Genomic DNA, 24,842 nt, shown 5'->3' on the forward strand with positions numbered 1-24,842 from the left:
CTGCTCATCATGGGCAACGCGAAGGTGGGGGGCAAGAAACACTTACTTTTCCGTCTCCTTGCTCCTCATCTTCGCGTCTGCCGGTGGCTTGGGCTTGGGCTGAGGAGCGCATTGCCGTTACCAGCCGGGCGCTACTGGTCGCTAGACGGGCAGCAGGAGGAGCGGAATCTGCATCTCCGCCGGAGTCAGCCCTCCGTGGTGCCCACGGAAGCGCATTTCAAAGCGTCCTTTTTCAAACCACCAGACACTTTCCCCCTCATAGGGTAAGAGCACGATGTTGCCGACTCGCTGCAGAAACCGCTCACTGGGAGCCTCTCTTCCGAAGAAACCTTTGTCGATCAGCTCCTGGGTGAGATAGACCTCTGCCCGCCCGGCCAACAGGCGCTTGAGGAGAGCTAGCGCCTCGTCCCGGGCCTCATCTCTCACATAGAGAAACATATCGCGCGCTGAGCCGGCAGCCACCAGCGGGCGACCCTGGCGCGTTGTCCGTAACATGGGCACAAGCTCTGGTGCCTGCTGGTTTAGATAGAGCGTTGTTTCGGGGTGGACGGGGACCATGCCGTGATCAGCGGTGAGCATGAGGAGCGTTTCACTGAGCTTCCCCTGCAGTGGGCGGTAGAAAGCTGTTTCCAGCGTTGTCCAGAACTGCTCAACTGCCTCCTCGAACTCTGGAGAGTCGGGGCCAAAGCGATGGCCGGCCGCGTCGATTTGGTCGAAATAGAGCAGATAGTAAGCGGGCGTCGTACTGCTGGCCACGGCGGAGAGCAAATGATCGCGCAGCTCGTCGAGGGCCTGGGAAAGCGTATCGAAGGCGTAGACGCTCGCTCCACGGAATACCGCGTTGGAGAAGGTGGAAGGGGTATAAGAACGGTGCTGGAAGATCGTGCTGCGTACGCCGTAGGTAGCCAGCGTTTCGTAGAATGTCTGCTGTGGATAGAAAGCTGAGGGCGGCAAGCCGCACTGCATCAGGGTGTCGCGCGTAAATTCGCCGGCGTAGGAGAAGAGCAGAGGGGCGATCACCTCATCGACCAGTGGCTCATAGTAGGTCCATTCATAGATGCCGCTCTGGCCGACCTCCAAGCCGGTATGGATGGTTGTTGTATGGGCGGCGGTGGTCGAAGGGAACTGCGAAGTAAGGAGTGAGACGCTCCCTTCGTCGAAGACAAGTCGTAGCAAAGGAAAGCGCTCGGCGTAACGCTGCAAGAAGCGCCAGCCGAAGCCATCGACAAAGAGGAGAATCACCCGCTGATAGCGCCGTGGCAGTGAGCCAAGGACGTCTATGGGCAAGGGATGACTGCCTTGGCCTGTGAGCAGGGCCAGGATAGTATCAGGAATATTGGCAAAGCAATAGGAGTCGTAGAGCGGTCGCGTGAAGACCTGGGAGAAGCGGGCCTTCTCAACGGCCTGCACAGAAGCTGTATTGAGCATGCTCAGTTCGCTTTCCAGGGGGAGGGTCGGTGCTGCTCTGGTTTCGTCATATAATAGAGTATACGCAACTTGCCTCCCAAAAGAAAAGAGAGAGCGCATGCGCGCAGTCCGTTTCCGCTGAGAGGAAAGGATAAGGCGACCTATGGACTTCGAACTCCCTGAAGAGCACCGGCTAGCCTACGAGAGCGCTCTGCAGTTCGCGCTACACGAAATTAAGCCCCTGACGCCCGAGCTGGAGCGGAGCGATGATTTTCCACGTTGGTTGTGGCAGAAACTGGCAGCTCAGGGGTATACCGGCATTGGTATCCCTGAAACCTACGGTGGGAGCGGGGGTGATTTCTTGATGGCGGCCCTGGTGGCGCGAGCTATTGGGCGAGCCAACGGGGGCATCGCCATGTCATTTGGGGCGCATCTGAACCTCTGTGCCCATAATATTTTGCGCAATGGCACTGAAGAGCAGAAGCAGCGCTATCTACCAAAGCTGGCAGCGGCGGAGATGATCGGTGGACTGGCCCTGACCGAGCCTGATGCCGGCTCCGATGCGATGGGCATCCGAACAACGGCGCGCGCCGTTGAGGGCGGGTTTCTGCTCAACGGCACCAAGGTCTTTATCACCAACGGCCCGATTGCCGACCTGCTCATTGTCTATGCTAAAACCAGGCCGGAAGCAGGTAGCCGAGGCATTACAGCCTTTCTCTTCGAGACAAAGACGCCAGGCTACCATGTGGCGCGCAAGATCGAAAAAGTCGGTATGCATGGCTCTCCCACCGGAGAGCTGGTCTTCGAGGAGGCCTTTGTGCCGGCGGAGAACGTGCTAGGCCAGGTCAACGAGGGCTACCGTGTGGTCATGAGTGGCCTTGACCTGGAGCGAGCTTTCTTTGCCGTGAGCATTGTCGGTGGTATTGAGGCGGCCCTGGAGCTTTCGCTCAAATACGCCCGCGAGCGCCAGCAATTTGGGCAGCCAATTGCCAATTTCCAGCTTATTCAAGCCAAGTTGGCTGACATGTATACTGATCTGGAGGCAGCCCGGCTGCTGGCTCATCGGGCCTTGTGGCTGGCTCAGCAGGGGAAGCGCGTCAGTAAGGAAGCTGCTGCGGCACTGCTCTTTACGGCGCGTGCACAATGGCGGGCGGCGAACGAGGCGCTGCAGATTCATGGCGGCTGGGGCTATACTACAGACTTCGAGGTCGAGCGCATGTGGCGCGATGCCCGTCTGGCGGAAATCGGAGCGGGAACCACTGAGATCCGGCAGCTTATCATTGCGCGTGAGTTGCTTGGTATGCGCTGATGTTCCAATGTAACCCTGACTCTGTCGCTTTCTGACTGGACAGTCGGGAGCAAGGCACGTGAGGCGTGGAGAGATCGGAGGGAGTCCAGAAGCCGCGGAAGCTCCCGTCGGTCTTCTCTGCTTGCCAGGAGCGCTGGTGTCATGACATCCCTTATAGGGCCAGCATGGCCCTTGAGGATGGCTCTCTGAGCAGATTCGTTCAAGCCGCTTGGCCAGGGGGAAGGATGACCAGCGCTCTTTCGTCTCGCTCGACACATAGGGTAGACTGCAGGCTGCGGCGGGATGTGATCCCCGAGACCAGCAGCCTGGCTAGATGGGACTAGCACGAGATGCAGAAACACGGCTTGGTACGTAAGAGAACGCTGACCGCTGAGGATTTGCGCGAGATTGCCGCGCTGGCGGCCTTATGTCGGGAGCGTGAGGGCATTGAGGTGCGTCTGCTCTGGGAAATGTTGCGTTCGCGCTCAGGGCAAGTGACCAATGACTTTCTCTACTATGAGGATGGTCAGCTCTTAGGTTATCTGGCGCTCTATAGCTTCAATCCACGTGAGACAGAACTGACGGGCATGGTTCACCCCGACAGGCGCCGCCAGGGCATCTTTTCCTTGCTGTTCCGCCTGGCCAATCAGGAGTTACGGTATCGGGGGGTGCCGCGGATTCTTCTCTTTTTTGATCGCAAGTCTCTGGGGGCTCAGGGCTTTGTGCAAGCCGTGAAGGCGCGCTATCGCAACTCTGAGTATCGCATGGTACGGGAGTTGAGCAGGGCGCCGCTCTATGTGAAGCCGCGGGAAGGAATACGTATTCGTCCGGCGCGGGAGGAAGAGGCCCCGTTGCTGACGCACATTACAGCACGAGCCTTCGAGATGACGGAGGATAGGGCCCTGTTGGCGGAAACAACGCGTGACATTACCAGTCCGCGACGAGTGACCCTGGTGACAGAGGTAGCTGGCGAGGTAGTTGGCCTGATCCGCTATATCGATGACGAGGAAGAGGCCTTCATCTATGGGTTTTGCATGTTGCCTGAGCACCAGGGCAAGGGCTATGGACGCCAAACACTGGCCTGGACCATCGAGCATATCCTGCGTCAGCGTCCGCGCCGGATCGCCCTGGAGGTCGATACGACTAACGAAGGCGCTCTTTCGCTCTACCGTTCCTGTGGCTTCGAGATCACTACGACTTTTGATTATTACGAGGTACCGGTGAGCTGATCGGGAGGGTTCAGCAGCAGCCACAAGTCGTGAAAGAGCAGATCCTCAAAGGATCTGACTTGCCCTTGCAGTTTGTGATCTGTGCTCAATGCAGGTCGATAGTCTACAAGGATTCTGGTCTGCAGTCTCTTCAGCAGGATTCTATAGGCATCTGATTGATTGCCGGCGTCTAGCGTTCTCCTGGTCATACAAAATCCACCTCTCTATGGGCCAGTCCTCCACAAGCTCAATCCGTTCGACGGCCCAGCGACAGTATTCGACGGAGATATCACAACCCTTCCAGCGGCGCTTGAGCTGCTCTGCGACCACTGCCGTAGTACCGGAGCCAAGAAAGGGATCAAGGATCAGATCGCCAGGGTTAGAGGAAGCGAGCACTATTTTGCGCAGCAGCTCCTCAGGCTTCTGGGTTGGATAGAAGACATAATACCACGCACCGCCCTCCCCAGCCACCCTAATGTGGGCTCTTCCCCAGGCTTCCTATCCTGCCCTGGCGCAGAGTCGGAGATAAAGAGAGTTGCTGGCGGCGAGAGCAACATAACAGTACTTATGCCTGGAACTGATTGGCTCGCTCTACTGCAGGGGAAAGGCTACAGATTGGCTGTGGTTGTGCAACCTTTCTCCTTCTATGATTGTTATAGCCAACAGCAGCGCTGCGACGAGGAGGCTGGCGGGCCTCAATACGATGCCGTCGGCCCAACCAGGCAAGGAGAGCCCCAGCCAGATGCCGCTTCACTCTACCCTGCAAAGTGAGTATCCTTTGAGCGCGTTAGGACAGAGCCTGTCTCGATCCAGGAGGTACCCGGTGATCTATATCCTGCTGCTCGTATTGCTGATCATCCTTCTCGATGTAGCGGCCATGCTCTGGGGCGCGGATAGCCGCGATGGCCCCGACAGCCCGGAATGGCAGCGACGTGGCACCTGGTTCCTGCCCGTCGACCACGCCAGTTCCTCGGGTCATGTTGCGGGAGAGGCCTACCTCTACCTCTATCGGCGTTCTTCTTCACGAGAAGAGTCATCTTAGCAACCGTTTGTCATCTCCTCATGATGAGATATCCACAGCCGCACCTAGCTGTAAGAATGGCAAAGCAGAGGCGTGAACCAGTGCCGCGGTTTGCGCCTCCTAGCTAGCTAGCTAGAGAACCGGCGAACGATCCTTTCCCGACGTAGCCATTGCCAGCCAACGCCGCCAACAATCAGCCCTAATCCAGCGAGGGGAGGCCAATAGACGAGCGCATAATAGGGCGTCCAATCGCGCTCATACATGAAAAAGTAGGCCAGCGGAGTCGCACAGGCAAAGTACCAGGCCCAAAGTGCCGCCAACGTTCCCAAGGTCAGTCTGCTTCCGGCGGGAACGAGCAGCAGCGCCGCCAGCGGGATCAAGACAGGCGTATACCAGGGGAAAATATGGGCCGATACGGCGAACAAGGCGGCGAAGAGCCACAGCGAGGCAGCTTCTCCTGACAGACGTTGTCTCCAGCGCAGCCAGAGCACTATCAGTGCTGACCCGCCCATGATAGCAACGATGAGGCCCTCCTCCAGCCAATGAAGGGCTGTCGGATTCAGGGAAGTATGCAGCGCCAACCAATGGCTAAGCTGCTGAGGTAAGCCTGCATTGGGCGTATAGTTGCCAGCGTAGCTCTCAAAAGGACTCAGCAACTGGCCATGTCCTAAAATCAGATATGGCAAGTAACCAGCGACCAGCGTTGCGGTCCAGACTAGCAGCAGCAGCCAGTCGCGACGGCGTGCAACTGCCAACAAGAGCAGCGCGGGATAGAGACGTACCAGGGTCGCCATCCCCAGCAAAAAGCCGGTCACGGCCCGCCCGCGGCGAGTCGTAGCCTCGGCTGCCAGCAGAGTCAGAATCGTCAAGAGCACTGCCGGCGCATCAACATGGCCCTGGATGGCGAATTCCACGATTGGCAGCGGACACCAGGCATAGAGCACACAACGTGCTGGGTCCTTGCCTCGCCTAGAGAGCAGCCAGGCCAGGGCGGCACAGGCCAGCCAATCGCAGCCTACAAAGATCGTTTTCAGAACCGTCAAGTTGCTGGGGGCCAGCAAATAGCTGACCAGAAAAAAAAGCTGGGCACCGGGCGGGTAGAGCGTCGGCACATTGCGATAGCGGCTATTGGCAAAGACGAAATCGCGCAAATGAATGAAGTGCGGATCACCTGGAGCGTAGACATAGGGACTGTAACCAAGCAGCGTCACCCGTGCGTCCCACAAATAGCGCCAGGCGTCTGGCGACAGCACCGGTGAAATAGGCAGCAGCATCAGACGTAGCACCAGGGCCCCACCAAGCAATAATCCAAGTTCAAGGTAGCGCGCTCGGCCTGGGAGCGGCGCGCTGACCAGCACAAGCCCACAGGCTAGCAGATAAGGCAAAAACGTCAAAAGCCAGTGCCAGACGAAGGCATTGATCAGAGGAGCGGGACTACTGGTATTCGGAGGATTGATGAACAAGGGTATCTGCAGAAAGGCCTCTAGCAGCCATAGCAGCGCCAGGAGGGCAAGGCGCCAGTTGAGAGGCAGGGATAACAGCGTCAGCCGGCGGGTCTCTTGCGGCTCAGCCTCTCTGACCAAGCGTGTCATCGCCGTCTCCCTGGGTAAAGATCGCATCAGATTGGGCAGTGGCTCTCGGGAGCCGCTGTCTCAACTATGATAGCACATTGCCTGTCCGCTTGCCGCCAGCCAGCGAGCCGGAAGCCCTGATTGACCAGACGCGCGCAACAAAGACGACACGGCCAGGAAGCTGCATGAAGTCGACAAGGCTGAGCGATCGACGACGCTCACCGCAAAGAAAAGGCAGGGCTGCCGACAAGCAGGCGACAGCCCCGCCAGGCGCCGGCAAGCGCCGGCCATACCTTGCCCAATCTGAGGCTGGGCGAAAATGCACCGTTTGGCCCTAGAGCAAGCCAACGCTCTTCAGCCAGTTAGTCGCCACCTGAGTAATCGCCTGCGAGCGTGGCGTACCGCTATTAACGGCCTGTGTGACCTGACGCTGTAGATCAATGCTGACCTGGGTAGTCAGCTTAGGCGCCAACGGATTCAGAGCCGTGGCAATGCCCGGAGCCTTCTTCAACGTATCCTCGCGCACAATCGGCGCCGGGTTATAGATGGGGAAAGCGTTCTTATCGTCCTGCAGCAGCACGAAGCCGTTCTGATCGATCAAGGCGCTCGTCGTATAGCAGACATTGAGCTGTGCCTGGTTCTGCTTGACAGCATTAAAGGTCAGCGCCTCATCCATCACGATCACCTTCTTGAAGTGGATGCCGTAGATCGACTCCATCGTCTGCAAAGGCTGCTGACCATCCGTTGGCGTCGCAACCGTCAACTGGGAGGCTACGACGGCTGGGAGCTGAGAGAGCTTCGTAATCTGCAAAGGTGCAGCCGCCATCTTGGGGGCACAAATCCCATAGGTATCATTGAGAGGCGCCACATCCAGCCAGACAATCTTGTACTTGCTCTCAAAGCCCTGCTTCACCAACTCGTAGTCTTTCTTCGGGTCATGCGTTGTCTGCAGGCCCAAACGCTGCAGGCCCGTCGCTGTGAATTCTGGATAGAGATCGATGGCGCCGCTGGTAATCGCGTTAAAGACCACATCGTTGGTGCCGAGAGCCGGCTTTTCTATCACTTTAAAGCCAGCATGGCGCAGCAGGAGCGTATACATCTTGGTCAGTAGCTGGGCCTCCACGTCGAGCTTACCACCGACCGTCAGCGTAATCTGGCTATTCGGAGAAGACCCTCCACCCGAGCTGGACAAGCCACCGCAGGCGGCCAGAGTCATCAGGACAATCCCTACTACGGACAACAGCAGCAACGCGCGCAGCCGCACTAGCAAGGCAACGGAACGCATAAACACTCTCCTCATAAGATCCAAATAGGACAGGCTGACTCCACTCTCAGTATACCCAGTGAACAAGAATGAAGGGTTAAATAGTGAGTGAAGTGCAAAAAAGGCCGGTTTCGCCCACCCTTTCCGGAGCAACCTTCGGTCAGGCCCGTGCAGCCTCGCTCAGCGCCTGCTCCTGAACGCGCAGGCCAGGCGGCGTCAGGGCGCGCTGGAGCCAGCCCATCAGCAGCTCAACCAGCATAGCCAGCGCGGCCACAGGCAGGGCACCAGCCAGGATCTGAACCGTCTTAAACTCATAAAGGCCGTTGATAATATACTCGCCGTAGCCGCCAGCTCCGATAATCGCCGCCAGCGTAGCGGTAGCCACAATCTGGACCGCCGAAGTCCGCACACCAGCCGCCACAATTGGCAGCACCAGCGGCACCTGAATGCGCAGCAAGATCTGTCGCGTGTTGAGGCCCATACCACGCGCGGCATCGATGATAGCGGTCTCAATGCTGCGAATGCCAGTATAGGTGTTCAGCAGGATTGGCGGGATGCCCAGCAGCGTCAGGGCCACAACCGTCGGCTTAAAGCCCACCCCTAGATAGGGAAGAGCTGCGGCGAGAAAGGCTATGATGGGGATCGCGCGCATCAGCCCGCTCAGATTCACAGCGATAAACGAGAGCAAGGGGCTGCGAACCACGGCCACGCCAATGGCGATGCCGAGCAGTGTCGCCAGGATCACCGAGACAGCGCAGACTTGCAAATAAGCCAGCGTGTGATCCAGGAAGGCATTGGCTGGATCAAGCATGAACTGCCAGAGTTGGACAAGCAACAGCATCATCTTCTCCCTTGAGGCGCTCATCCAGCGCCTGAACTAAGATGCCAGCGCCAACTGACGATGACCGCGTTCCAGCGCACGCTGCAGCAAGAGCAAGAGCAAATCGGCCACCAGGGCAAAGAGCGCCAAAAGAATGGCTCCAGCCAGGATCGTATCGTAGTCCCCGAGAGGAATGCTCTTAAAGATCAAGTCGCCTAACCCGCCCTGATCCACAAGCGAGGCCAGCGAGGCAATGCCGATAGTCGTGACAGTTGCCACGCGAATCCCTGCTATAATCACGGGCATGGCCAGCGGGAGTGTGACACGCCACAGAATCTGCGCCCGATTCAGGCCCATTGCCCGCCCGACTTCGATCAGCAACGGGTCAATAGAGCTAATGGCTGTGGAGATGTTCCGCACTAGCACAAGCTGGGCATAGAGCACCAGAGGGATCACGACCGTCGCCAGGGACAGCTTAGTGATCGTGACAAGAATGCCAATGAGGGCCAGGCCCGGAATCGTGTAGAGCAGACCCATGAAGGTGATCACAGGGAGGCGTAAACGGCGATAGCGCACAATCAGCAAGGCGAGAGGGAAAGCAATAGCCAAGGCCAGCAGCATGCTGATCGTCACGATCGTGAAATGCTGCAAAAGCAAATTCGGTATGCTGCTAGGATCTGAGAGATCGTAGCTCGATGGACTGGTCAAGTAACGCATAGACAACCCCATGCTGAGAAACAATCGCGAAACCAGAGGGGCAAAGGACAATCCGTTTGGGGCCAGGCGGCGGCCATGCCAGCTCACTCAAGCCATCTCCCTTCAGCCAGCCTGAGCCGCTGCTCAGAGAACCGGCATGCCAAGCAAATTGCCCCCGCTTCAAAAAGCCGGACTAGCCGCAGCCTGCTCTCTCTGTCGGGCGCTAGTAATCGCCTGGTTAATGGCGCTGAGCGTAATCCTGCCGATCGGGGCCTGGCTTTGGGCGTCGTAGACTGTCAGGGCCTGTGAGCCAGAAGCGATCAAGCTCATCAGGGCCTCTAGCAGCGTCGCCTCTGAGGAGCAGCCTGGCTGAGGCTCAAGCCCGCTAGCGTCCGTTATCATCGCGCTTTTCACGGGCAAGTACTGCAGTTGACGCTGGATATTATCGGAGCCGATCAGGCGACTCACGAACTCATTCGCCGGCTGCAGTAGCAGATCGACCGGTGAGCCAATCTGAACGAGGCGACCCTCAGAGAGAATAGCGATCTGATCTCCGAGCCTGAAAGCCTCCTCAACATCGTGCGTAACGAACAAGATCGTTTTACGCATCTCGCGCTGAATGCGCTGCAGTTCATCCTGCAGATGCGTGCGAGTGATCGCATCCAGGGCGCCGAAAGGCTCGTCCATCAGCAAGATGGCCGGATCAGCAGCCAGAGCGCGGGCCAGCCCGACACGCTGCTGCTGGCCTCCCGAAAGCTGGCGTGGGTAGCGCCGCCGATACTCTGCCGGGTCCAGGCCCACCAAAGTAAGCAGTTCATCAACGCGGCTCGCCATGCGCGCCTTGGACCAGCCGGCGATTTCGGCGGTGATCCGCACATTCTCGGCGATAGTCATATGAGGGAAGAGGCCGACCTGCTGGATAACGTAACCAATGCGCCGGCGGAGCTGAATAGGGTTTTCTTCTAGAATGTTGTGACCATCGATCGTAATGGTACCGCTGCTTGGCTCAATCAGGCGATTCACCATGCGCAGCAAGGTAGTTTTGCCTGAGCCGGAAGTCCCCAGCAGCATGCAGATCGAACCTTCGGCCACCTCAAAGCTGACTCGGTCGACAGCAGGCTTGCTGGCACCGCGGTAATACTTGCTGACCTCGTGAAACGCAATTCTGGCCATACAACACTCCTTCACTAGAGCAGTGTATGTTGCTCTTTCCGACTGTTTCCCGGGTGCTCCTCTCTCTTCACGCTTCGTTCCGGTTGTCAGATAGTGACAGAGGCACCAGCACCGCTGTGCCAGCTCATGCTTTCCTGCTGGAAAGCGCTGTCAAGCCAGAGCTTCTGCCAACAAGAAAGTAGGTGCGCATCTCTAGTCCCTTTCTGGCTTTTTTGCCTGCCTGGACTGAGGCGAACCTCTTCATTATGGCATACGGTTAGGCTCCCTCGCAAGCTAGCCTGCTGGCTAGTCACTTGGAGACGGCAGCAGCGGCTCACCATATAGACACGATGAGAGCTCCTTTTTGGGTGCTGGCGAGGGCGCCAGAGCGCTGTGAGGCGACTACGACCACTGAGCAAGGCCATCTATTGGCGTCTTGAAGACTGAGCCAGTTCTTATTTCTGCCTAAAAATTTTTTGATAGAAATCTGACAACTTCCCCATACTTTCTTGAATTTCTCGGCGTATGATCCTGGTGTAACGATAGAGGCCCTGCACAACGAAGCAGTTGCGATGCGGCTTCTCTAGCCGGCGGATTGGCACACGATTTGCACGCACATGATCTCTGTCATGACCATCTCATCCAACTCAGACGGGAGGTGAGAGCAGCGGCCTGAGCTGATCGACAGTTGTGTGTTCTGGCGTACCCATTCTGCTTGGACCATACCATCCGGAGGCACCCGGATCGCGCGAAGGATCGCCGATCCGGGTGTTTTTCTTCTGCCTGATTGGTGTTAGTGCGCAACCAGCGGACCGCTAGAGCGCGCTCGCCCCATATGCGTGTAGTATTGACCATCCATGCGGACCGGACGATCTTATGCTATAATAGGCGCCACGCCGAGACGGTACGGTGCGAAGAGACAAGGGGAAACAGTTACAAGGAGGGTAGCTACTGTTGCTATGGCGACCATTAGCTATGAAGACTTCGAAAAAGTCGATATTCGCGTAGGCAAAATCATCGCTGTCGAAGACTTCCCGCAAGCGCGCAAGCCTGCCTATAAGCTCACCATCGATTTCGGCCCTGAGATTGGCATCAAGCGTTCTTCAGCTCAGATCACCAACTATGCAAAAGAGGAACTCCTTGGCATGCAAGTAGTCGCGGTGGTCAACTTCCCACCCAAGCAGATCGGCCCCTTCCGCTCTGAGGTGCTGACGCTGGGGGTTCCCGATGCCGAGGGCAAAGTGATCCTGCTTACCCCTACCCGCGAGGTACCCCTTGGCGGACGTATGTTCTGAGGAGGCCGGGCTAGCGGTGCCCGCCTCCCTTCTCGCCTCTCCCCCCACCTGCTTGACAGCCCACAGGAAAAGGTGTATCCTGAGCGCCAGAGCAACAGAGCGCAACGTAGTGATCATCAATCCTGAGCAGCGGCCAGCCTGAGCCTTTCTCACCATAGTGGCTATGCTTACTGACTGAGAGGGCGACCCAGGCGAGCCGGCTGTGAAAAGCGAACAGAGTCGGAATGCGATGATCAGGACTAGTAGGCGTGGTGACCGTTCGACAGCGAGCCGGGGCGGTGCAAGCCGGCGAATGTGGCCACGCTGAACCCACCTGAGAGCGTCGGCGAGGAGCCGACCGGTTCCCTCTCCGTTAGAGGAGGACGCGATCAGGGGCAGTCCGCCAGGGCGATGCCGGCTCCTTCCTGGCCTGGCTCAGTGAGTGAGTGAGTGAGAGAACATTAAGCTTATGGCCGGGTAGACGATGAGGAGGAAGCGCTGCGGGAGGTACCTGGCTGCCTGGTCGTACGAGTGGGGCTGTCTCGCAAGAGGCAGCTCAAGTAAGGTGGTACCACGGGTCTCGATGCTCGTCCTTCTCTAAAGGGCGAGTTTTTTTATTGGGCTGTTTCCTGGCCTATCTGTCTGTCTGCTTGCTCTCAGCGAGTGAGAGAAAGGGTGTTCTTCCGTATGGCTGAAGGAGCAAAGGAAAAGGAGAAATACGTCGAAGAGCTTGTCGATCAGAGCGACGATTTTTCACGCTGGTACAACCAGGTCGTGCGTAAGGCTGAGCTGGCTGATTATGCGCCAGTGCGTGGCTGCATGATTATCCGCCCCTACGGCTATGCCATCTGGGAACATATTCAGCGCCTGCTGGATGCTCGCTTTAAGGAAACAGGGGTGATGAATGCCTACTTCCCCCTGCTGATTCCGCGCAGCTTCCTGGAGAGAGAAGCCAAGCATGTGGAGGGTTTTGCGCCCGAGGTAGCCTGGGTCACGCGTGGGGGAGGTGAAGAGCTGGAGGAGCCGCTGGCGATTCGCCCGACAAGCGAGACGATCATTGGCTATAGCTTCGCCAAGTGGATTCAAAGCTATCGTGATCTGCCCCTCTTAATTAACCTCTGGAACAACGTGATGCGCTGGGAGAAGCGTACGGTACTCTTCCTGCGCACCGCAGAGTTTCTCTGGCAAGAGGGCCATACTGCTCATCGAACATTGGAAGAGGCTGAAGAGCGCACGCGCCTAATGCTGGAGGTCTATCGCTCCTTTGTGCAGGAGGACCTGGCGATCCCGGTGCTTCATGGGCGCAAAAGCGAAAACGAGAAGTTCGCGGGCGCCTTGCGCACATATTCGCTGGAGGCGATGATGCGCGATGGGAAGGCGCTGCAGTCGGCCACCAGCCATAATTTGGGCCATAACTTTGCCCGCGGCTTCGATATCCAGTATCTGGATTCCGATGGCCAGCGCAAATATTGTGCAACGACGAGCTGGGGCCTGAGCACCCGCATCATAGGGGCGATCATTATGGTGCACGGCGATGAGTCGGGCTTGATTCTCCCTCCGCGTGTGGCTCCCTATCAGGCGGTAGTGGTGCCGATCTGGCGCAAGGATGCTGACCAGGGGGCGATTATGGAGGCTATCGCCCGCATCGAGCGCATGCTGAAGGGGAAAGTACGGCTCAAGGTCGATTTAAGCGACAATACGCCGGGCTGGAAGTTCAACGAGTGGGAGCTGCGCGGGGTCCCGGTGCGCATTGAGATCGGTCCTCGCGATGTGCAGAACAATAGCGTAGTGCTGGTGCGCCGCGATAATCGCGCCAAGGAGACGGTGGCGATCGAGGCCCTGGAAACGCGCCTGCCAGAGCTGCTGGAGGAACTGCAGCAGGCTCTCTTCCAGCGGGCTTTGGCCTTCCGCGAAGAGCATACCTACTATGCTGAAACGTACGATGAGTTTAAAGAAATTATGCGCGAGAAGCGCGGATTTGTGCGCGTGAAGTGGGCAGAGGATAGCGAAGCCGAGCTGGCGATCAAGGAGGAAACAAAAGCAACGCTGCGTGTGATCCCCTTTGATCAACCCGAAGGCGGCGTTCAGGGAAAGTGTTTCTATACAGGCAAGCCAGCGACCTGTGAGGCGGTCTTTGCCCGTTCGTATTGAGAGAGTAGCTGGTTGGGGAGCAGCCAGAGGCTCCCGGCGACGTGCGCGCTTATTCCCTGCTCTTGGGCTGAGGCAATGCGCGCTGAGGGGCTGGACCTTGAAGGGCGTTGGCCGTTGAGGACTGCCCCCCAGCGCGATGATGCTGATGAGCTGGCTCGGCCACTGACGAGTCTGGGCAGGTGGGTACAAGAAGACCTATCTGACTTGCCCGCTTGAGCCTCCTTTGTTATACTGCTCACGATGAACTATCCGCCTTGAGTGCTGGGAGGCTCTTTTCGTATGGCTGACTACTCGAAACATGGTGGCGGGGGAATCTCTTGGCCAAGCCGTGCGCGCCTGGCCCTGGCGATCTCCGCCGGCAAGCTGGCGGGGGCCTCGGGCCGCCTTTTTCGTATCGGTGGCGGTACCAGTCTGCCAGGTATGATTGCGCGGCGCATCGATCCCAACGTGCTCCGCTCTGTCATGGCGACCACAACCGCCAAAAAGATTGTCATCACCGGCAGCAATGGCAAAACTACTACCGCGCGCATGACCGCCGCCATCGCCGATGCCAGCGGTCAGCGCGTTTCTCATAATCGTACCGGGTCGAATTTGCTGCAAGGCGTGACCTCCGTCGTCGTCAACTACGCGGATATCTTCGGGCGACTCGACAGCGATCTCTTGCTCTTTGAGATCGATGAGGGTACCATGCCGGTGGCTATGCCCGAGATTCAGCCCGATGTGGTGGTCATCACCAATATCTTCCGCGATCAGCTTGATCGCTATGGCGAGCTGTATTCTGTGGCGAAGGCCCTTGACAAGCTCCTAGAGAGTCTGCCAGAGACCGCCACGATCGTGCTGAATGGCAATGATCCCCAGGTAGCCAGCTTTGGGCAGCAGGCTCGCGCCAGAAAGCTTTACTTTGGCTTGCGCACTACCGATGTTGGCCGCCCCGTGCCCGAGCACGCTGCCGACGTCATTCGCTGCATTCGCTGCAACGAGGACCTGGTCTACGAGGTCGCTTATCTTTCCCACCTGGGGCTGTATCGCTGCCCCAACTGTGGCTATGAGCTGCCGCCGCTGGATGTGGCTGCAACCTCCATCCGTTTGGACCCCCAGGGCGACGGGCCAACGCAGGTGACGATGCAGACGCCGCTTGGTCAATTGGAGCTGACGCTGCCTTTGCCTGGTGTGCACAATGTCTACAATGCCGCCGCTGCGATCGCTGCCTCCATCGCCGCCGGCTTCGGTATCGAAAAGGTCCCGGCGGCCCTGAGCAATATCCGTACCGCCTTCGGGCGTCTGGAGAAGATCCAGGCTGGCGATCAGACTATCTATCTGGCCTTTGTCAAGAACCCAACTTCCTTCAATCTGGTGTTGCGTCTTGTGGCCCAGCATCCAGGCGAAAAACATTTGCTGCTGGTTGCCAGCAATACGGTGGTCGACGGCGAAGACTTCGCCTGGCTTTGGGATGTCGATTTAGAGGAGATCTCGCCCCAGGTGGCCGATGTCATTTGCAGCGGGACCAAAGCCGAGGAGCTGGCGATGCGCTTGAAATATGCAGAGGTGCCGTTGGATCGCGTGCGCATTATCCATGAGCGTGAGGCTGCGCTGAATGCCGCCCTGCAGAATGCTGGCCCTGGCGGCACGCTCTATATTATGGCAAGCTATACGCCAACGCAGGAGCTGCGCCGCATTATGCAGAAACGCGGCTGGGTCAAGCCCTATTGGGAGGAGTAAGCAGGCATGGCGAACGAGCAGGGAAAAGATACGCGTCTGGTGTTACGCATTGGGCATCTCTATCCCCAGTTGATGAGTGTGGCCGCGGATCGCGGCAATCTTTTCGCAATCGTTAAGCGTTGTAAGTGGCGCGGGATCAAAACAGCTATTGATCAGATTTTTGTGAAGCAGACGCCGGATTTCACTCAATATGATTTGATCCTCTTCCACGGTGGGGCCGATCGCGAGATGGAGGTGGCTTCCCGTGATCTGCAGGCGAAAGCGGCCTCGCTGCGCGAGGCGGCGGAATCCAATACTGTTTTTCTGGCTGTCTGTGCCGGCTACCAGTTACTTGGGCACTCCTACAAGCCCTTTGAAGGCCCCGAGCTGAAAGGCGTCGGTATCCTGGACCTGCATACTGAAGGGGGCAGTACGCGTTTCATGACGCATATTGCGATCGAATGCGAGTTCCCTGAGTGCGGCAAGCAGGTCCTGGTCGGCTACGAAAACCATAGTGGGCGAACCTACCTGGGTCCAGGCGCCCAGCCTCTGGGCAGGGTGCTGGCCGGTTGGGGCAATAATGGCAAGGATGGCTATGAGGGGGCGGTCTATAAAAATGTCTTCGGGACCTATTTGCATGGCCCCGTGCTCCCGAAGAATCCCTGGTTCACCGATCTGCTGATTACGCGGGCGCTGGCTCGGCGCTACGGCCATGTTGAGCTACCACCTTTGGATGATTCGACTGAGCAGGCGGCTCACGCGGCGGCCTTCAAGCTGGCGATGGCTTTTAAGGGAACGGTTTCGGCTATCGATGCTACCCCCTGGCGAGAACGCCTCTCTCCTGGCTCTACCTCGCGTTCCCTTTAGCTCAGGTGTGCTCTGGCCTTGAGGCCAGGAGGCTCCTGGCGTTAGCGCTGGCTCTGCCCGGCCTGACTGTCTCTTCTCGTCGTCTATGCGAGCACGAGCGGTGGCAGTTTCAGGGCAGGAGATAAGGAGAACCAGCTCTTGATCTTGTAGCTGTGGCAAGAAGGGACTTTTGTAATGCCCCGGATGAGAGGGAGAGAAAAAGGCAATAAAAGACTGTCATTACTGTTAATGATCGGGCTGCTTGTGTGTGCGTGGCTCGTGACGGCCTGTCAGATGCCGCTCACAATCAGCATTCCTGGAGCGGGTACCCCTTCGCCTACGATGCTGGCCTCTACCGATGCAAGCAGCCGCCCGCTGAATCGCTGGCTGACGCTCGCTAAGGGTGTTGAGCTGCGCTACGAGCATTGGAAGGGACCAAGTGGCAACGAGGATACGCTGATGATCGCCCGCTTTGATCCGCAACGGGTGGCCTTGCGGGTGCTCTACAGTCCCTCGGCGCCGCACTTCATTAGTGATTGGCTGAAGCTGGAGAAAGGGGCGCTAGCCGTCATCAACGGTGGCTATTTTAACGATCAGGGAGAGGCTACCGGCCTGGTCGTTTCTGATGGTCAGGTCTATGGTAGCTCCTACAGCGGCTTTGGTGGCATGCTTTACGTCGACAGCCAGGGGGCCATTCATCTGCGCTCCTTGAGCCAGTATCCGTATAGTCCTGGGGAACAGCTTCAGCAGGCTACCCAATCCTCTCCCATGCTGGTCCTTCCTGGGGGCAAGCGCACCCAGTTCAACGCCGACGCATCGAGCAACCGGCGGACGGTCGTGGCCTTTGATAAAGAGGGGCGCCTCCTCTTCATTATCAGCCCCGAGGCTGCCTTCTCGCTGGACGAGTTTGATGATCTGCTGCTGGCCTCCGACCTGAATATTGATGTCGCCCTCAACCTTGACGGCGGCTCCTCAACAGGAATGTACCTCAATGCCGGGGGCCAGCGCGTCGGAGTGGACTCGCTGACACCGGTGCCAATCGCCCTCGTCCTGCTGCCGCGCTAGCGCCCGCTCTGCACTGGCTAGCGGCTCGCTGAGGGTTAGTGTGTGACCAGCGCTGGTGCCCTTCCTTCATGCTGGAGGGCTTTAAAAGCAGCTTGCCTACGAGCAAGCTGCTCTCTTCCTGCTGTTCTCCTCCTGGCGTCTGGCCAGGCCTGCGGCAGGCCTGGAACCTGTCGAGAGTCAGCACAAGGGCGGCCCTGGTGCGCCAGCCGGGCTGTGCAGAGCTAGAGGCGTTTGCACTGTTTGCCGGCCAGGTCACACTGAATTGTAGCTTTCTGGAAGCGCTGACTGACCAGGTTCCCTTGTGTATAGTTGGGCATCCCGATCGGGAAGCCGAATTTGTCCAGGCCGCCATTCTTATCGAAATAGCCCAGAATGGGAGGTGAGACGCTGTAGCCCGTGTAGATGTAATAGCGACCGTGGTCAGGTGTCGGAATCGTATTGGTCTTTTTATCGCGGACAAAGTAGTCCCAGTCAGAGTCATAGGGAATAGCGTGCTGCAGATCGACATCGTAAGGTGACACCCACTGGAAATTATCGAATCCCCAGTTCATCAAATCGCGCATGTCCGTCCACCAGTCTTTCGTGTTCATAGTGACCCCAATCAAGTGGCGGTTATTGCGCGTGCACGAGACCACCTGGACAAAGTCAGTGTTGCCGTCCCAGCCTGGTTTACCGCCGTCGGCACCGGGATACCACCAGAGAAACTGATTCCCGTTGACCAGGTAGTGTTCTGCGTGCTGGGAGGTCTTGGGAATGTGGTAGGTCCGCGTGTTGGCGATCTGGTGGAGGATAGGGTTGCTCATCGTATAGCGGCCGAGTACTGCCAGATCGTGCGCGCTGGAGTAGTGACCAGTAGCGAGCAGGCCGCTGGGATTCATGTAGTGAGTATCATACATGCCCAGCTCGCGAGCGCGCTGATTCATCATGTCCACAAAATGCTGATAGGAGCCACCGACTGCATCGGCGATCGCCACTGCGGCATCGTTACCAGAAGGCAGCAGCAGCCCGTAGAGCAAATCGCGCAGCGTGTAGGTTTCTCCTTTCTTCAAACCGAAAAGGCTGCTATCGGGCGAAATATGCTGCTGGATATCGCGGTCGAGGGCGCTCGTGATGGTCACCTGCTGATCGAGATTGCCATGTTCCACTGCCAGCAGGGCCGTCATCAGTTTAGTGGTGCTCAGCATTGGCAGATGCATGAAGGGATTGTAAGCGTAAAGCGTGGCCCCAGTATCCATATCCATAAGGTAGGCCGCCGTTGCCAGCACTGGTGGAGGAGGGTGATCGGTATCGCTGGGAATAATCACCAATTGGTGAGGATGAACAGGAACCTGGTTAAGCGGCGTGGCTGCCACGGTGGCTGTATTCCGTTGGACGCTGAGGCCCATCGGCCTGGGGGCCCCGAGCCAGCTAACGAGCAGCGGAATAAGAGAGACAAGCACAACCATAATGGCAGCGCACAGCAAGAGAAATGTTCTGTTATGGCTAAGATCATTCAAGCGACGTATTAAGCTCTGAGGATGAAAAGAGGGGCTGGCCATAGTAGTAGGTTGGGAAAGCGGGGAAGACGGAGCCAGGCGCCTGCGGCCAGAGCGGGCGCCTGCGCTAGCGCTAGAGAGAGGGGGACGGCCCTGCCGCGTCGGGTCCAGCGAGATCGATTCAGCGTCATCAGCAAGCGTAGGCCAGTCAGCGGCGCGCTGCGAGCTAGCACCCATAGCCGCAGCAGGACGCTGCTGGCGTAGAGAACCTGTCTCGGCCTCTGCATCTGGGCCTGGGCCAGCCTGAGCGGCAGCCCGGCTGGCTCGCAGTGAGGCTCGGCGCTTTGGAACGGGAACGCTCCTCCAGGAAGGCCTGCTCATCGTCGCTGAGAGGTCGGGGTCGCTGGCTGCTGGCAGCCGGCGCGATCGCTGGGATTGGGCGGACTGCCGAGATTGCTGGGGAGCCTGCCGCGGAGAAAAGGCAGGCCGATAGGCGCGCTGCTCATCATCGTCAAGCGGCGTGCGTTGCATCGAAATGTATCTCTCCGTTCTATGGTAGTTCAGCAACACCGGTTCTAGTCTAGCATACTTGTTCAAGGGGAAGAGTGGCCGGAGTCACAGGAAAGAGGGGCGACTGTCCGCTCTTTCGGCCCTTGACGGTCTGGGCCGGGCATGCTACTCTGCAACCAATGCCTCGCTACCTCTGCCGTCTGTCTGGCCTGCTGGCGAGAGTCAACGAGGCGAGGCGCCAGCCCTCAGTTGCTGAAGAAAGGACGGAGATCGAATGGAACTCGCTCAGATTGAGCAGCTTGTACGCGATGGCAAAGTGGAATATGTCAAGATCGGGACACCCGATATGGAAGGAGTCTACCGCGGCAAGCGCGTCGATGCCACCTATTTCCTGCATGCGCTCAACGAAGGCTTTGCACAATGCGATGTGCTCTTTGGCTGGGATATCGCCGAAAATGTTCTGCCCAATCTTAAATTTAGCAACTGGGAGCGCGGTTTTGCTGACCTGGTCATGCGCCCTGATCTCTCGACCTTTGCGCTGGTCCCCTGGGAAGAGCATGTCGCCTCTTGTATCTGTGACCTGTGGACCGAGTCGGGTGAACCGGTGAAGCTCTCGCCGCGCTACCTGCTCGGCCAACTGGTTGAGCGCGCCCGCTCGCTTGGCTACAGCGTGGCAGCGGCTGCCGAGCTAGAGTTTCGCCTCTTCCGCGAGAGTCAGGTTTCTCTGCGTGAGAAGGACTTCGGGCCAAATCTGACCCCGCTCAACCCTGGCATGAACTGTTACGCCATCAGCCAGGCAAGCGCGGATGATCATTTGCTGGGTCGTATTGCTCGCATGATGCGCGATTATGGCATTGCTGTCGAGGGCTACAATCGCGAGCATGGCCCCGGCATGTACGAAATGAACCTGCGCTATCAGCCGGCTCTGGTCGCCGCTGACTACACCATGCTCTTTAAGACAGGGGTCAAGGAGATCTGCTATCAGATGGGCTACGCCGCTACCTTTATGGCCAAGTGGCATGACCAGGAGGATGGCAGTAGTGGCCATTCTCATATGAGCCTTTGGGACCTGGATATGGAGCGCAATTTGTTCTGGGATGAGGAAGCCGAAGGCCACATGTCGACAACAATGCGCCATTTCCTGGCCGGCATTCTGGAGTCGATGCCTGGCTTGATGGCGCTCTATGCTCCAACGATCAATTCGTACAAGCGCTATGTCGCTGGTACCTGGACCCCGCTCAATACTACCTGGGGCTGGGATAATCGCACGTGCGCGGTCCGTGTCATCAATAATGGTCCGCGGGCCATCCGCATCGAAAATCGTGTGCCCGGCGCCGACGCCAATTTCTACCTGGTCTTTGCCGCGATGCTGGCGGGCGGCCTCTATGGCATCGAACGTAAGTTAGAGCTGGGTCCAGCACTGCGCGGGAATGCCTATGACCCGGCCACCATTGCGCGTGCCTCTGAGAGCGGTCACATTCAGGCCCTGGCGCGTAATCTGACCGCGGCGACCGACCTCTTTGAGCAGAGCGAAGTAGCGCGCGAGTACTTCGGCAGCGACTTTGTGGAGCATTTCGCTGCTACGCGGCGCTGGGAGGTCAGTGAGTTTGAGCGCGCCGTGACTAACTGGGAGCGTCGTCGCTATTTCGAACTCATCTGAGTGGTCCGGCTGGCGCCCCTGGCACTGTTCGCGGGCGGAGAGTATCGCCGCCCCGCAACCGCCTCCACGATCCTCATGATCTCCTGATAGCAGCGCTAAGGAGCGAGAGCCGCAGCGCAGCGCTCTTGTGGCTGTGCTGGCGTGCTCTCGTTCAAGCAACGAGAGCGGTCGCGAGAACGGCGGCCCCTGCGCTGGGGCCTCGGGAGGGGCCGATGGGGTGGAGGCTGGAAGGGCAAGGCTGGAAGAGTTAGGAGGGCTGCTCCTGCTCGATCCAGCCATGCGCCTCGTCACAGGTAAGGCCCTGCTCTCTGGCCTCTGTTGCCGTCAAATAGGGGAGGACATGCCCGACCAATAGCTCGCCGTTGCGATAACGGGCCAGATTCTCTTGAGCCTGCCTGGCCAGCAAGAGCGCCCCTTGCTCACCCTCAGCGAGGCGGCCTTCTAGCTCTGCGAAGAGAGCGCGAGCACGAGTCTGGCGCTCTGGATGCAAAGGCTGCTGGCCCAGGTAGCGCAGGAGGGTCAGCATGTCTTCATCAGGGACGAGGCCGAGATGTTCGCCCCAGAGGAGAAGGCGCAGACCGCGCACTAACTCGCTATCGAGCGTTGCCACATTTATTTCAGCGTCGTCACGCATACCTCGGTTATTCAGGTTAGCCGAGCCAACCGTTGCCCAAAGGTCATCAATCAAAGCTACCTTCGCATGCACATAGATCGGGCGGTAGCGAACGCGACCATCGATCACATCAGAAGTGGCCAGTGTCAAGACAAGCAGGCGTCCCTCCTGAACGGCCTCGGGAGCCTCCTCACGAAGACGCTGCAAACTGGCATCGCTGAACGCTCGCCCCACATTGGGATGATCAGGCAGAACCAGCACCAGGCGCGCACCCCGTTGCAGTGCTTCCCCAAGCAGACGCAAGTTCTGCTCCATATCGGGGCTATCAGGACCGATAAAGGGGACATTCAACCCGAGAAAGGAGCGAAGCCAGAAATACTGGTTCTCCAGGTAGATCAGGCGCTGCGCATTGCGGAAGGCCGAGGCATAAAGCTGAGCGATCCCCTGGATGCCTCCCTCTGGGGCAAAGCGATAGGTATGCTGAGGGATAGTGCGCGCGATCTGCACGACTGTACGGCTCTGGAGCGGTGGAGGCAGCGGATGCTCTGGTACCAGTAATGTTGCCTCAAGCCCTTTGCGCTCTACCACATCGTTCCAGCGCTGGCGAAAGTTCAGCTCGACATCGGCGGCTGCTGGTCCTTCAATCAAGGCGTGCACATCATGCCAGGGGTGCGGTGAAAGAGGCTTGGCAAGTAAACGGCGAAGAGGAGTAAACAACGGGTGAGGGTGCATATCCCAGCGATCGAATTCGCCGTCATTCTCGATCAAAGGATCGATGCCGCCCACGAAGGCATAGCGTCCATCGATCACGCTGGCCTTCTGGTGAAGCGACTCCGCCGGATGATGGAGCAGCCCGCGCGAGCTGTCGTCAAGCAGGCAAAGGACGCCGACCGCACTCAGCTCCTCGTAGGCCTGCTGCGGGCTATAGTGTGAAAAGATCTCGGGACAGTCCCAGAGCAAGGCCCGCACCTCAACGCCACGCTCGACAGCATACCCCAGGACGGCCTGCAGGGTCAGCTCATGGTTGCACCAGAAGGCGATCGCCTCCTCACTTAAGCCAGCCTGGCGCAGCTCAGCGATAAGCTCCTGCTGGGCGGGGCTATCGTCGGGCCCAGCGCGCTGATCCTTACCACGCACGAGAGGCATCGAAGGAGTAAGGCCCCAGTGCGCAAGATAAATATACTGTCTGGCTTGAAAGCAAGCCAGACAGAAAGCCAGCAAGGTGGCATGGCCATCGACCAGATAGGTCACGCGCGAATCACGACGGACCGGGGTGTCACCCTGGGCCCACCACTGCAGCCCGTCAGCGCTCTCTCCGCTCATGGCGTCCGTATCTCCCTCCGTTGCTCGAATGCTGCACTGGACAACAAAGCTCGTTCTGCCGGCAGACGCAAGCCCCCTGATTGTAGCATGCGTTCTGCCAGGAGCACAAGCCGGATGAACTGGGACGAGCTGGCAGGGAGCGAGAAAGCAGAGGTTGGGAACATTGCTGCGGCTGGAGCGAGAGCTAGCACCCTCTAAGCCGAGCCACGGCGAGCAGAGAATGCACCAGAGAGCGCAAGTCAGTGGCCAGGCTCTCGCCGCCGTTCGCCTCCTGGCCCCTGCTCGCTGGCGAGACCAGGGCAAAGGGCCAGGAGAGAGAAGGCCAGGATAGGGAGGGATTACTGACGAGCGGGTCCGATCCAGACCGTCTGGATGTTCACAAACTCGCGAATACCGAAGATCGATAGCTCACGGCCATAGCCGCTATGCTTCACGCCGCCGAACGGCAGGCGGGGATCACTGGCTGTCATCCCATTGATAAAGACGCCGCCGGTCTCAAAATGGCGAGCCATCTGGCGTGCCCGCTCGATATTGCGCGTCCAGATATTGCCGCCCAAGCCGAAAGGAGAAGCATTCGCCAGCTCCAGAGCATGCTCTGCATCGCGGGCGTAGATCACTGCCGCTGCTGGACCGAAGGTCTCCTCGCGAAACATCGGCATGGCCGGGGTGACACCGCTCACGATCGTCGGCTCATAGAAGAAGCCGCGGCCCGGGCCGGGCTTGCCACCAAGGAGCAGGCGCCCGCCCATCTGGAGCGTCTCCTCAACCTGGCGGCGCAGGGTCTCGCGCAGATCACCGCGTGCCACCGGACCGATCTGGGTCTCCCGCTCTAGTGGATTACCCATACGCAGGCGGGAAGCTGCCTCAACAAAGCGGCGCTCAAAATCAGCAGCGACCGCCTCCACTACGATGAAGCGCTTGGCTGCGATGCAGCTCTGACCAGTATTCTGGAAACGCGAGCGGGTTGCCCATTCGGCAGCCGCGTCAAGATCTGCGTCCTCCAGCACGATAAAGGCGTCGGAACCACCCAACTCCAGCACGTGCTTTTTCAGGGCACGCCCGCTGGTGGCGGCCACCTCCATACCCACCTCCGCGCTGCCGGTCAGCGTCACAGCGGCGATCCGTGGATCAGTGATGAGCTTCTCGGTCTCGGAGCCGCGTACGAGCACTGTGCGTAGAATGCCCTCGGGAAAGCCGCATGCGCGGAAAACGCGTTCGATCTCCAGAGCGCAGCGCGAGACGTTCGAGGCATGCTTGAGGACCGTCGTGTTGCCTGCCATCAGCGCCGGCGCGGCAAAACGGAACACCTGCCAGAACGGGAAATTCCAGGGCATGAGCGCCAGAACCACTCCTAGAGGCCGGAAAGCTACGTAGCTCTCACTGGCGCTGCTCTCGGCAGGTTGATCGGCTAGAAACTGTTCAGCGTGCTCAGCGTAATAGTCGCAGGCCCAGGCACATTTGACGATCTCGGCCTCGGCCTCTGTAATGGGCTTTCCCATCTCTAGCGTAATCAGGCGCCCCAGCTCTGTCTTGTGCTCGCGTAAGTAGGTGGCAAGGCGCTGGAAAAGGGCGGCGCGCTCCGCAAAGCTGGTGTCCCGCCACTGGAGAAAGGCGCGGCGTGCCTGATCAAGAGCGGCGTTGATCTGCTCTTCCGTGTAGAGTTCGAAGGTCTCCAGAATCTCTTCGGTGGCCGGATTGATCGACTGGATGATCGGCCTGGTAGATGGGATGGTCATCGGCACAACTCCCAGGGGACAGAATAAGGCTCCTCTCGACTGTATTATATCACTCGCAAGCCGG

General features: G+C 58.6%; 19 protein-coding genes and 1 pseudogene. 9 read left to right on the forward strand and 11 right to left on the reverse strand.

All coding sequences use genetic code 11. The annotated features are described in order from the left end of the window. Positions 1-141: 141 nt before the first annotated feature. Positions 142-1,428, reverse strand: a complete 1,287-nt coding sequence (locus AC6H1L_RS15135; RefSeq protein ID WP_497598318.1) for an alkaline phosphatase family protein — start codon at positions 1,426-1,428, stop codon at positions 142-144. A 142-nt stretch (positions 1,429-1,570) separates the two neighbouring features. Here AC6H1L_RS15135 and AC6H1L_RS15140 point away from each other — a divergent pair, with 142 nt between their 5' ends. Both AC6H1L_RS15140 and AC6H1L_RS15145 read left to right on the forward strand, forming a co-directional pair. Then, complete coding sequence (locus AC6H1L_RS15140; RefSeq protein WP_497598319.1) at positions 1,571-2,716, forward strand: acyl-CoA dehydrogenase family protein; 1,146 nt, start codon at positions 1,571-1,573, stop codon at positions 2,714-2,716. A 344-nt stretch (positions 2,717-3,060) separates the two neighbouring features. Next, positions 3,061-3,924, forward strand: a complete 864-nt coding sequence (locus AC6H1L_RS15145; protein WP_497598320.1) for a GNAT family N-acetyltransferase — start codon at positions 3,061-3,063, stop codon at positions 3,922-3,924. 141 nt (positions 3,925-4,065) lie between these two features. On the opposite strand, the pseudogene AC6H1L_RS15150 reads toward AC6H1L_RS15145, so the two are convergent. Then, positions 4,066-4,338 (reverse strand): annotated as a pseudogene (locus tag AC6H1L_RS15150) (DNA-methyltransferase); the annotation flags it as partial. A gap of 388 nt (positions 4,339-4,726) precedes the next feature. On the opposite strand from AC6H1L_RS15150, the gene AC6H1L_RS15155 reads away from it, so the two are divergent. After that, complete coding sequence (locus AC6H1L_RS15155) at positions 4,727-4,945, forward strand: hypothetical protein (protein WP_497598321.1); 219 nt, start codon at positions 4,727-4,729, stop codon at positions 4,943-4,945. Between the two features lie 107 nt (positions 4,946-5,052). Here the strand turns inward: AC6H1L_RS15155 and AC6H1L_RS15160 are convergent, their stop codons facing one another. The 5 genes from AC6H1L_RS15160 to AC6H1L_RS15180 form a co-directional block, all read right to left on the reverse strand. After that, a complete protein-coding gene (locus AC6H1L_RS15160) occupies positions 5,053-6,516 on the reverse strand; it encodes a glycosyltransferase family 87 protein (protein WP_497598322.1) in 1,464 nt (487 codons plus the stop codon). 313 nt (positions 6,517-6,829) lie between these two features. Next, the gene (locus AC6H1L_RS15165; RefSeq protein ID WP_497598323.1) at positions 6,830-7,780 is read right to left on the reverse strand and encodes a glycine betaine ABC transporter substrate-binding protein; all 951 of its coding nucleotides are present in this window, start codon (positions 7,778-7,780) and stop codon (positions 6,830-6,832) included. Between the two features lie 139 nt (positions 7,781-7,919). Beyond that, complete coding sequence (locus tag AC6H1L_RS15170; RefSeq protein WP_497598324.1) at positions 7,920-8,603, reverse strand: ABC transporter permease; 684 nt, start codon at positions 8,601-8,603, stop codon at positions 7,920-7,922. Between the two features lie 33 nt (positions 8,604-8,636). Continuing rightward, the gene (locus tag AC6H1L_RS15175; RefSeq protein WP_497598325.1) at positions 8,637-9,296 is read right to left on the reverse strand and encodes an ABC transporter permease; all 660 of its coding nucleotides are present in this window, start codon (positions 9,294-9,296) and stop codon (positions 8,637-8,639) included. Positions 9,297-9,455: 159 nt separating this feature from the next. Beyond that, positions 9,456-10,448 (reverse strand): ABC transporter ATP-binding protein, encoded by a 993-nt coding sequence (locus AC6H1L_RS15180; protein WP_497598326.1) that lies wholly within the window; start codon positions 10,446-10,448, stop codon positions 9,456-9,458. A 938-nt stretch (positions 10,449-11,386) separates the two neighbouring features. Here AC6H1L_RS15180 and AC6H1L_RS15185 point away from each other — a divergent pair. The 5 genes from AC6H1L_RS15185 (at position 11,387) to AC6H1L_RS15205 (ending at position 17,461) form a co-directional block, all read left to right on the forward strand. Then, positions 11,387-11,722 carry a tRNA-binding protein gene (locus AC6H1L_RS15185; protein ID WP_497598327.1) on the forward strand — a complete coding sequence of 112 codons (336 nt, stop codon included), beginning with the start codon at positions 11,387-11,389 and terminating at the stop codon, positions 11,720-11,722. A gap of 666 nt (positions 11,723-12,388) precedes the next feature. After that, positions 12,389-13,852 carry a proline--tRNA ligase gene (gene proS, locus AC6H1L_RS15190; protein ID WP_497598328.1) on the forward strand — a complete coding sequence of 488 codons (1,464 nt, stop codon included), beginning with the start codon at positions 12,389-12,391 and terminating at the stop codon, positions 13,850-13,852. Between the two features lie 279 nt (positions 13,853-14,131). After that, positions 14,132-15,571 carry a MurT ligase domain-containing protein gene (locus AC6H1L_RS15195; RefSeq protein ID WP_497598329.1) on the forward strand — a complete coding sequence of 480 codons (1,440 nt, stop codon included), beginning with the start codon at positions 14,132-14,134 and terminating at the stop codon, positions 15,569-15,571. Between the two features lie 6 nt (positions 15,572-15,577). Beyond that, positions 15,578-16,417, forward strand: a complete 840-nt coding sequence (locus tag AC6H1L_RS15200) for a type 1 glutamine amidotransferase (protein WP_497598330.1) — start codon at positions 15,578-15,580, stop codon at positions 16,415-16,417. Positions 16,418-16,645: 228 nt separating this feature from the next. Continuing rightward, the gene (locus tag AC6H1L_RS15205; protein WP_497598331.1) at positions 16,646-17,461 is read left to right on the forward strand and encodes a phosphodiester glycosidase family protein; all 816 of its coding nucleotides are present in this window, start codon (positions 16,646-16,648) and stop codon (positions 17,459-17,461) included. Positions 17,462-17,682: 221 nt separating this feature from the next. Here AC6H1L_RS15205 and AC6H1L_RS15210 read toward each other — a convergent pair whose 3' ends face one another. Then, on the reverse strand, positions 17,683-18,906 hold the full coding sequence (locus tag AC6H1L_RS15210; protein ID WP_497598332.1) for a D-alanyl-D-alanine carboxypeptidase family protein: 1,224 nt from the start codon (positions 18,904-18,906) through the stop codon (positions 17,683-17,685). Positions 18,907-19,313: 407 nt separating this feature from the next. After that, a complete protein-coding gene (locus AC6H1L_RS15215) occupies positions 19,314-19,445 on the reverse strand; it encodes a hypothetical protein (protein WP_497598333.1) in 132 nt (43 codons plus the stop codon). 275 nt (positions 19,446-19,720) lie between these two features. Between AC6H1L_RS15215 and AC6H1L_RS15220 the strand changes: the two genes are divergently transcribed. After that, the gene (locus tag AC6H1L_RS15220; RefSeq protein WP_497598334.1) at positions 19,721-21,106 is read left to right on the forward strand and encodes a glutamine synthetase family protein; all 1,386 of its coding nucleotides are present in this window, start codon (positions 19,721-19,723) and stop codon (positions 21,104-21,106) included. Between the two features lie 247 nt (positions 21,107-21,353). Here the strand turns inward: AC6H1L_RS15220 and AC6H1L_RS15225 are convergent, their stop codons facing one another. Then, complete coding sequence (locus AC6H1L_RS15225) at positions 21,354-23,042, reverse strand: phospholipase D-like domain-containing protein (RefSeq protein ID WP_497598335.1); 1,689 nt, start codon at positions 23,040-23,042, stop codon at positions 21,354-21,356. Between the two features lie 338 nt (positions 23,043-23,380). Further along, complete coding sequence (locus AC6H1L_RS15230; RefSeq protein ID WP_497598336.1) at positions 23,381-24,778, reverse strand: NAD-dependent succinate-semialdehyde dehydrogenase; 1,398 nt, start codon at positions 24,776-24,778, stop codon at positions 23,381-23,383. Positions 24,779-24,842 lie beyond the last annotated feature (64 nt).

Source organism: Thermogemmatispora argillosa, assembly GCF_059696725.1.

What these genes read in the sequence shown, in the direction of transcription:
- AC6H1L_RS15135 (WP_497598318.1), bottom strand. Translation starts at nt 1,428, where the DNA reads ATGCTCAATACAGCTTCTGTGCAGGCCGTTGAGAAGGCCCGCTTCTCC.
- AC6H1L_RS15140 (WP_497598319.1), top strand. Translation starts at nt 1,571, where the DNA reads ATGGACTTCGAACTCCCTGAAGAGCACCGGCTAGCCTACGAGAGCGCT.
- AC6H1L_RS15160 (WP_497598322.1), bottom strand. Translation starts at nt 6,516, where the DNA reads ATGACACGCTTGGTCAGAGAGGCTGAGCCGCAAGAGACCCGCCGGCTG.
- AC6H1L_RS15165 (WP_497598323.1), bottom strand. Translation starts at nt 7,780, where the DNA reads ATGCGTTCCGTTGCCTTGCTAGTGCGGCTGCGCGCGTTGCTGCTGTTG.
- AC6H1L_RS15170 (WP_497598324.1), bottom strand. Translation starts at nt 8,603, where the DNA reads ATGATGCTGTTGCTTGTCCAACTCTGGCAGTTCATGCTTGATCCAGCC.
- AC6H1L_RS15175 (WP_497598325.1), bottom strand. Translation starts at nt 9,296, where the DNA reads ATGCGTTACTTGACCAGTCCATCGAGCTACGATCTCTCAGATCCTAGC.
- AC6H1L_RS15180 (WP_497598326.1), bottom strand. Translation starts at nt 10,448, where the DNA reads ATGGCCAGAATTGCGTTTCACGAGGTCAGCAAGTATTACCGCGGTGCC.
- AC6H1L_RS15185 (WP_497598327.1), top strand. Translation starts at nt 11,387, where the DNA reads ATGGCGACCATTAGCTATGAAGACTTCGAAAAAGTCGATATTCGCGTA.
- proS (WP_497598328.1), top strand. Translation starts at nt 12,389, where the DNA reads ATGGCTGAAGGAGCAAAGGAAAAGGAGAAATACGTCGAAGAGCTTGTC.
- AC6H1L_RS15195 (WP_497598329.1), top strand. Translation starts at nt 14,132, where the DNA reads ATGGCTGACTACTCGAAACATGGTGGCGGGGGAATCTCTTGGCCAAGC.
- AC6H1L_RS15200 (WP_497598330.1), top strand. Translation starts at nt 15,578, where the DNA reads ATGGCGAACGAGCAGGGAAAAGATACGCGTCTGGTGTTACGCATTGGG.
- AC6H1L_RS15205 (WP_497598331.1), top strand. Translation starts at nt 16,646, where the DNA reads ATGATCGGGCTGCTTGTGTGTGCGTGGCTCGTGACGGCCTGTCAGATG.
- AC6H1L_RS15210 (WP_497598332.1), bottom strand. Translation starts at nt 18,906, where the DNA reads ATGGTTGTGCTTGTCTCTCTTATTCCGCTGCTCGTTAGCTGGCTCGGG.
- AC6H1L_RS15215 (WP_497598333.1), bottom strand. Translation starts at nt 19,445, where the DNA reads ATGATGAGCAGCGCGCCTATCGGCCTGCCTTTTCTCCGCGGCAGGCTC.
- AC6H1L_RS15220 (WP_497598334.1), top strand. Translation starts at nt 19,721, where the DNA reads ATGGAACTCGCTCAGATTGAGCAGCTTGTACGCGATGGCAAAGTGGAA.
- AC6H1L_RS15225 (WP_497598335.1), bottom strand. Translation starts at nt 23,042, where the DNA reads ATGAGCGGAGAGAGCGCTGACGGGCTGCAGTGGTGGGCCCAGGGTGAC.
- AC6H1L_RS15230 (WP_497598336.1), bottom strand. Translation starts at nt 24,778, where the DNA reads ATGACCATCCCATCTACCAGGCCGATCATCCAGTCGATCAATCCGGCC.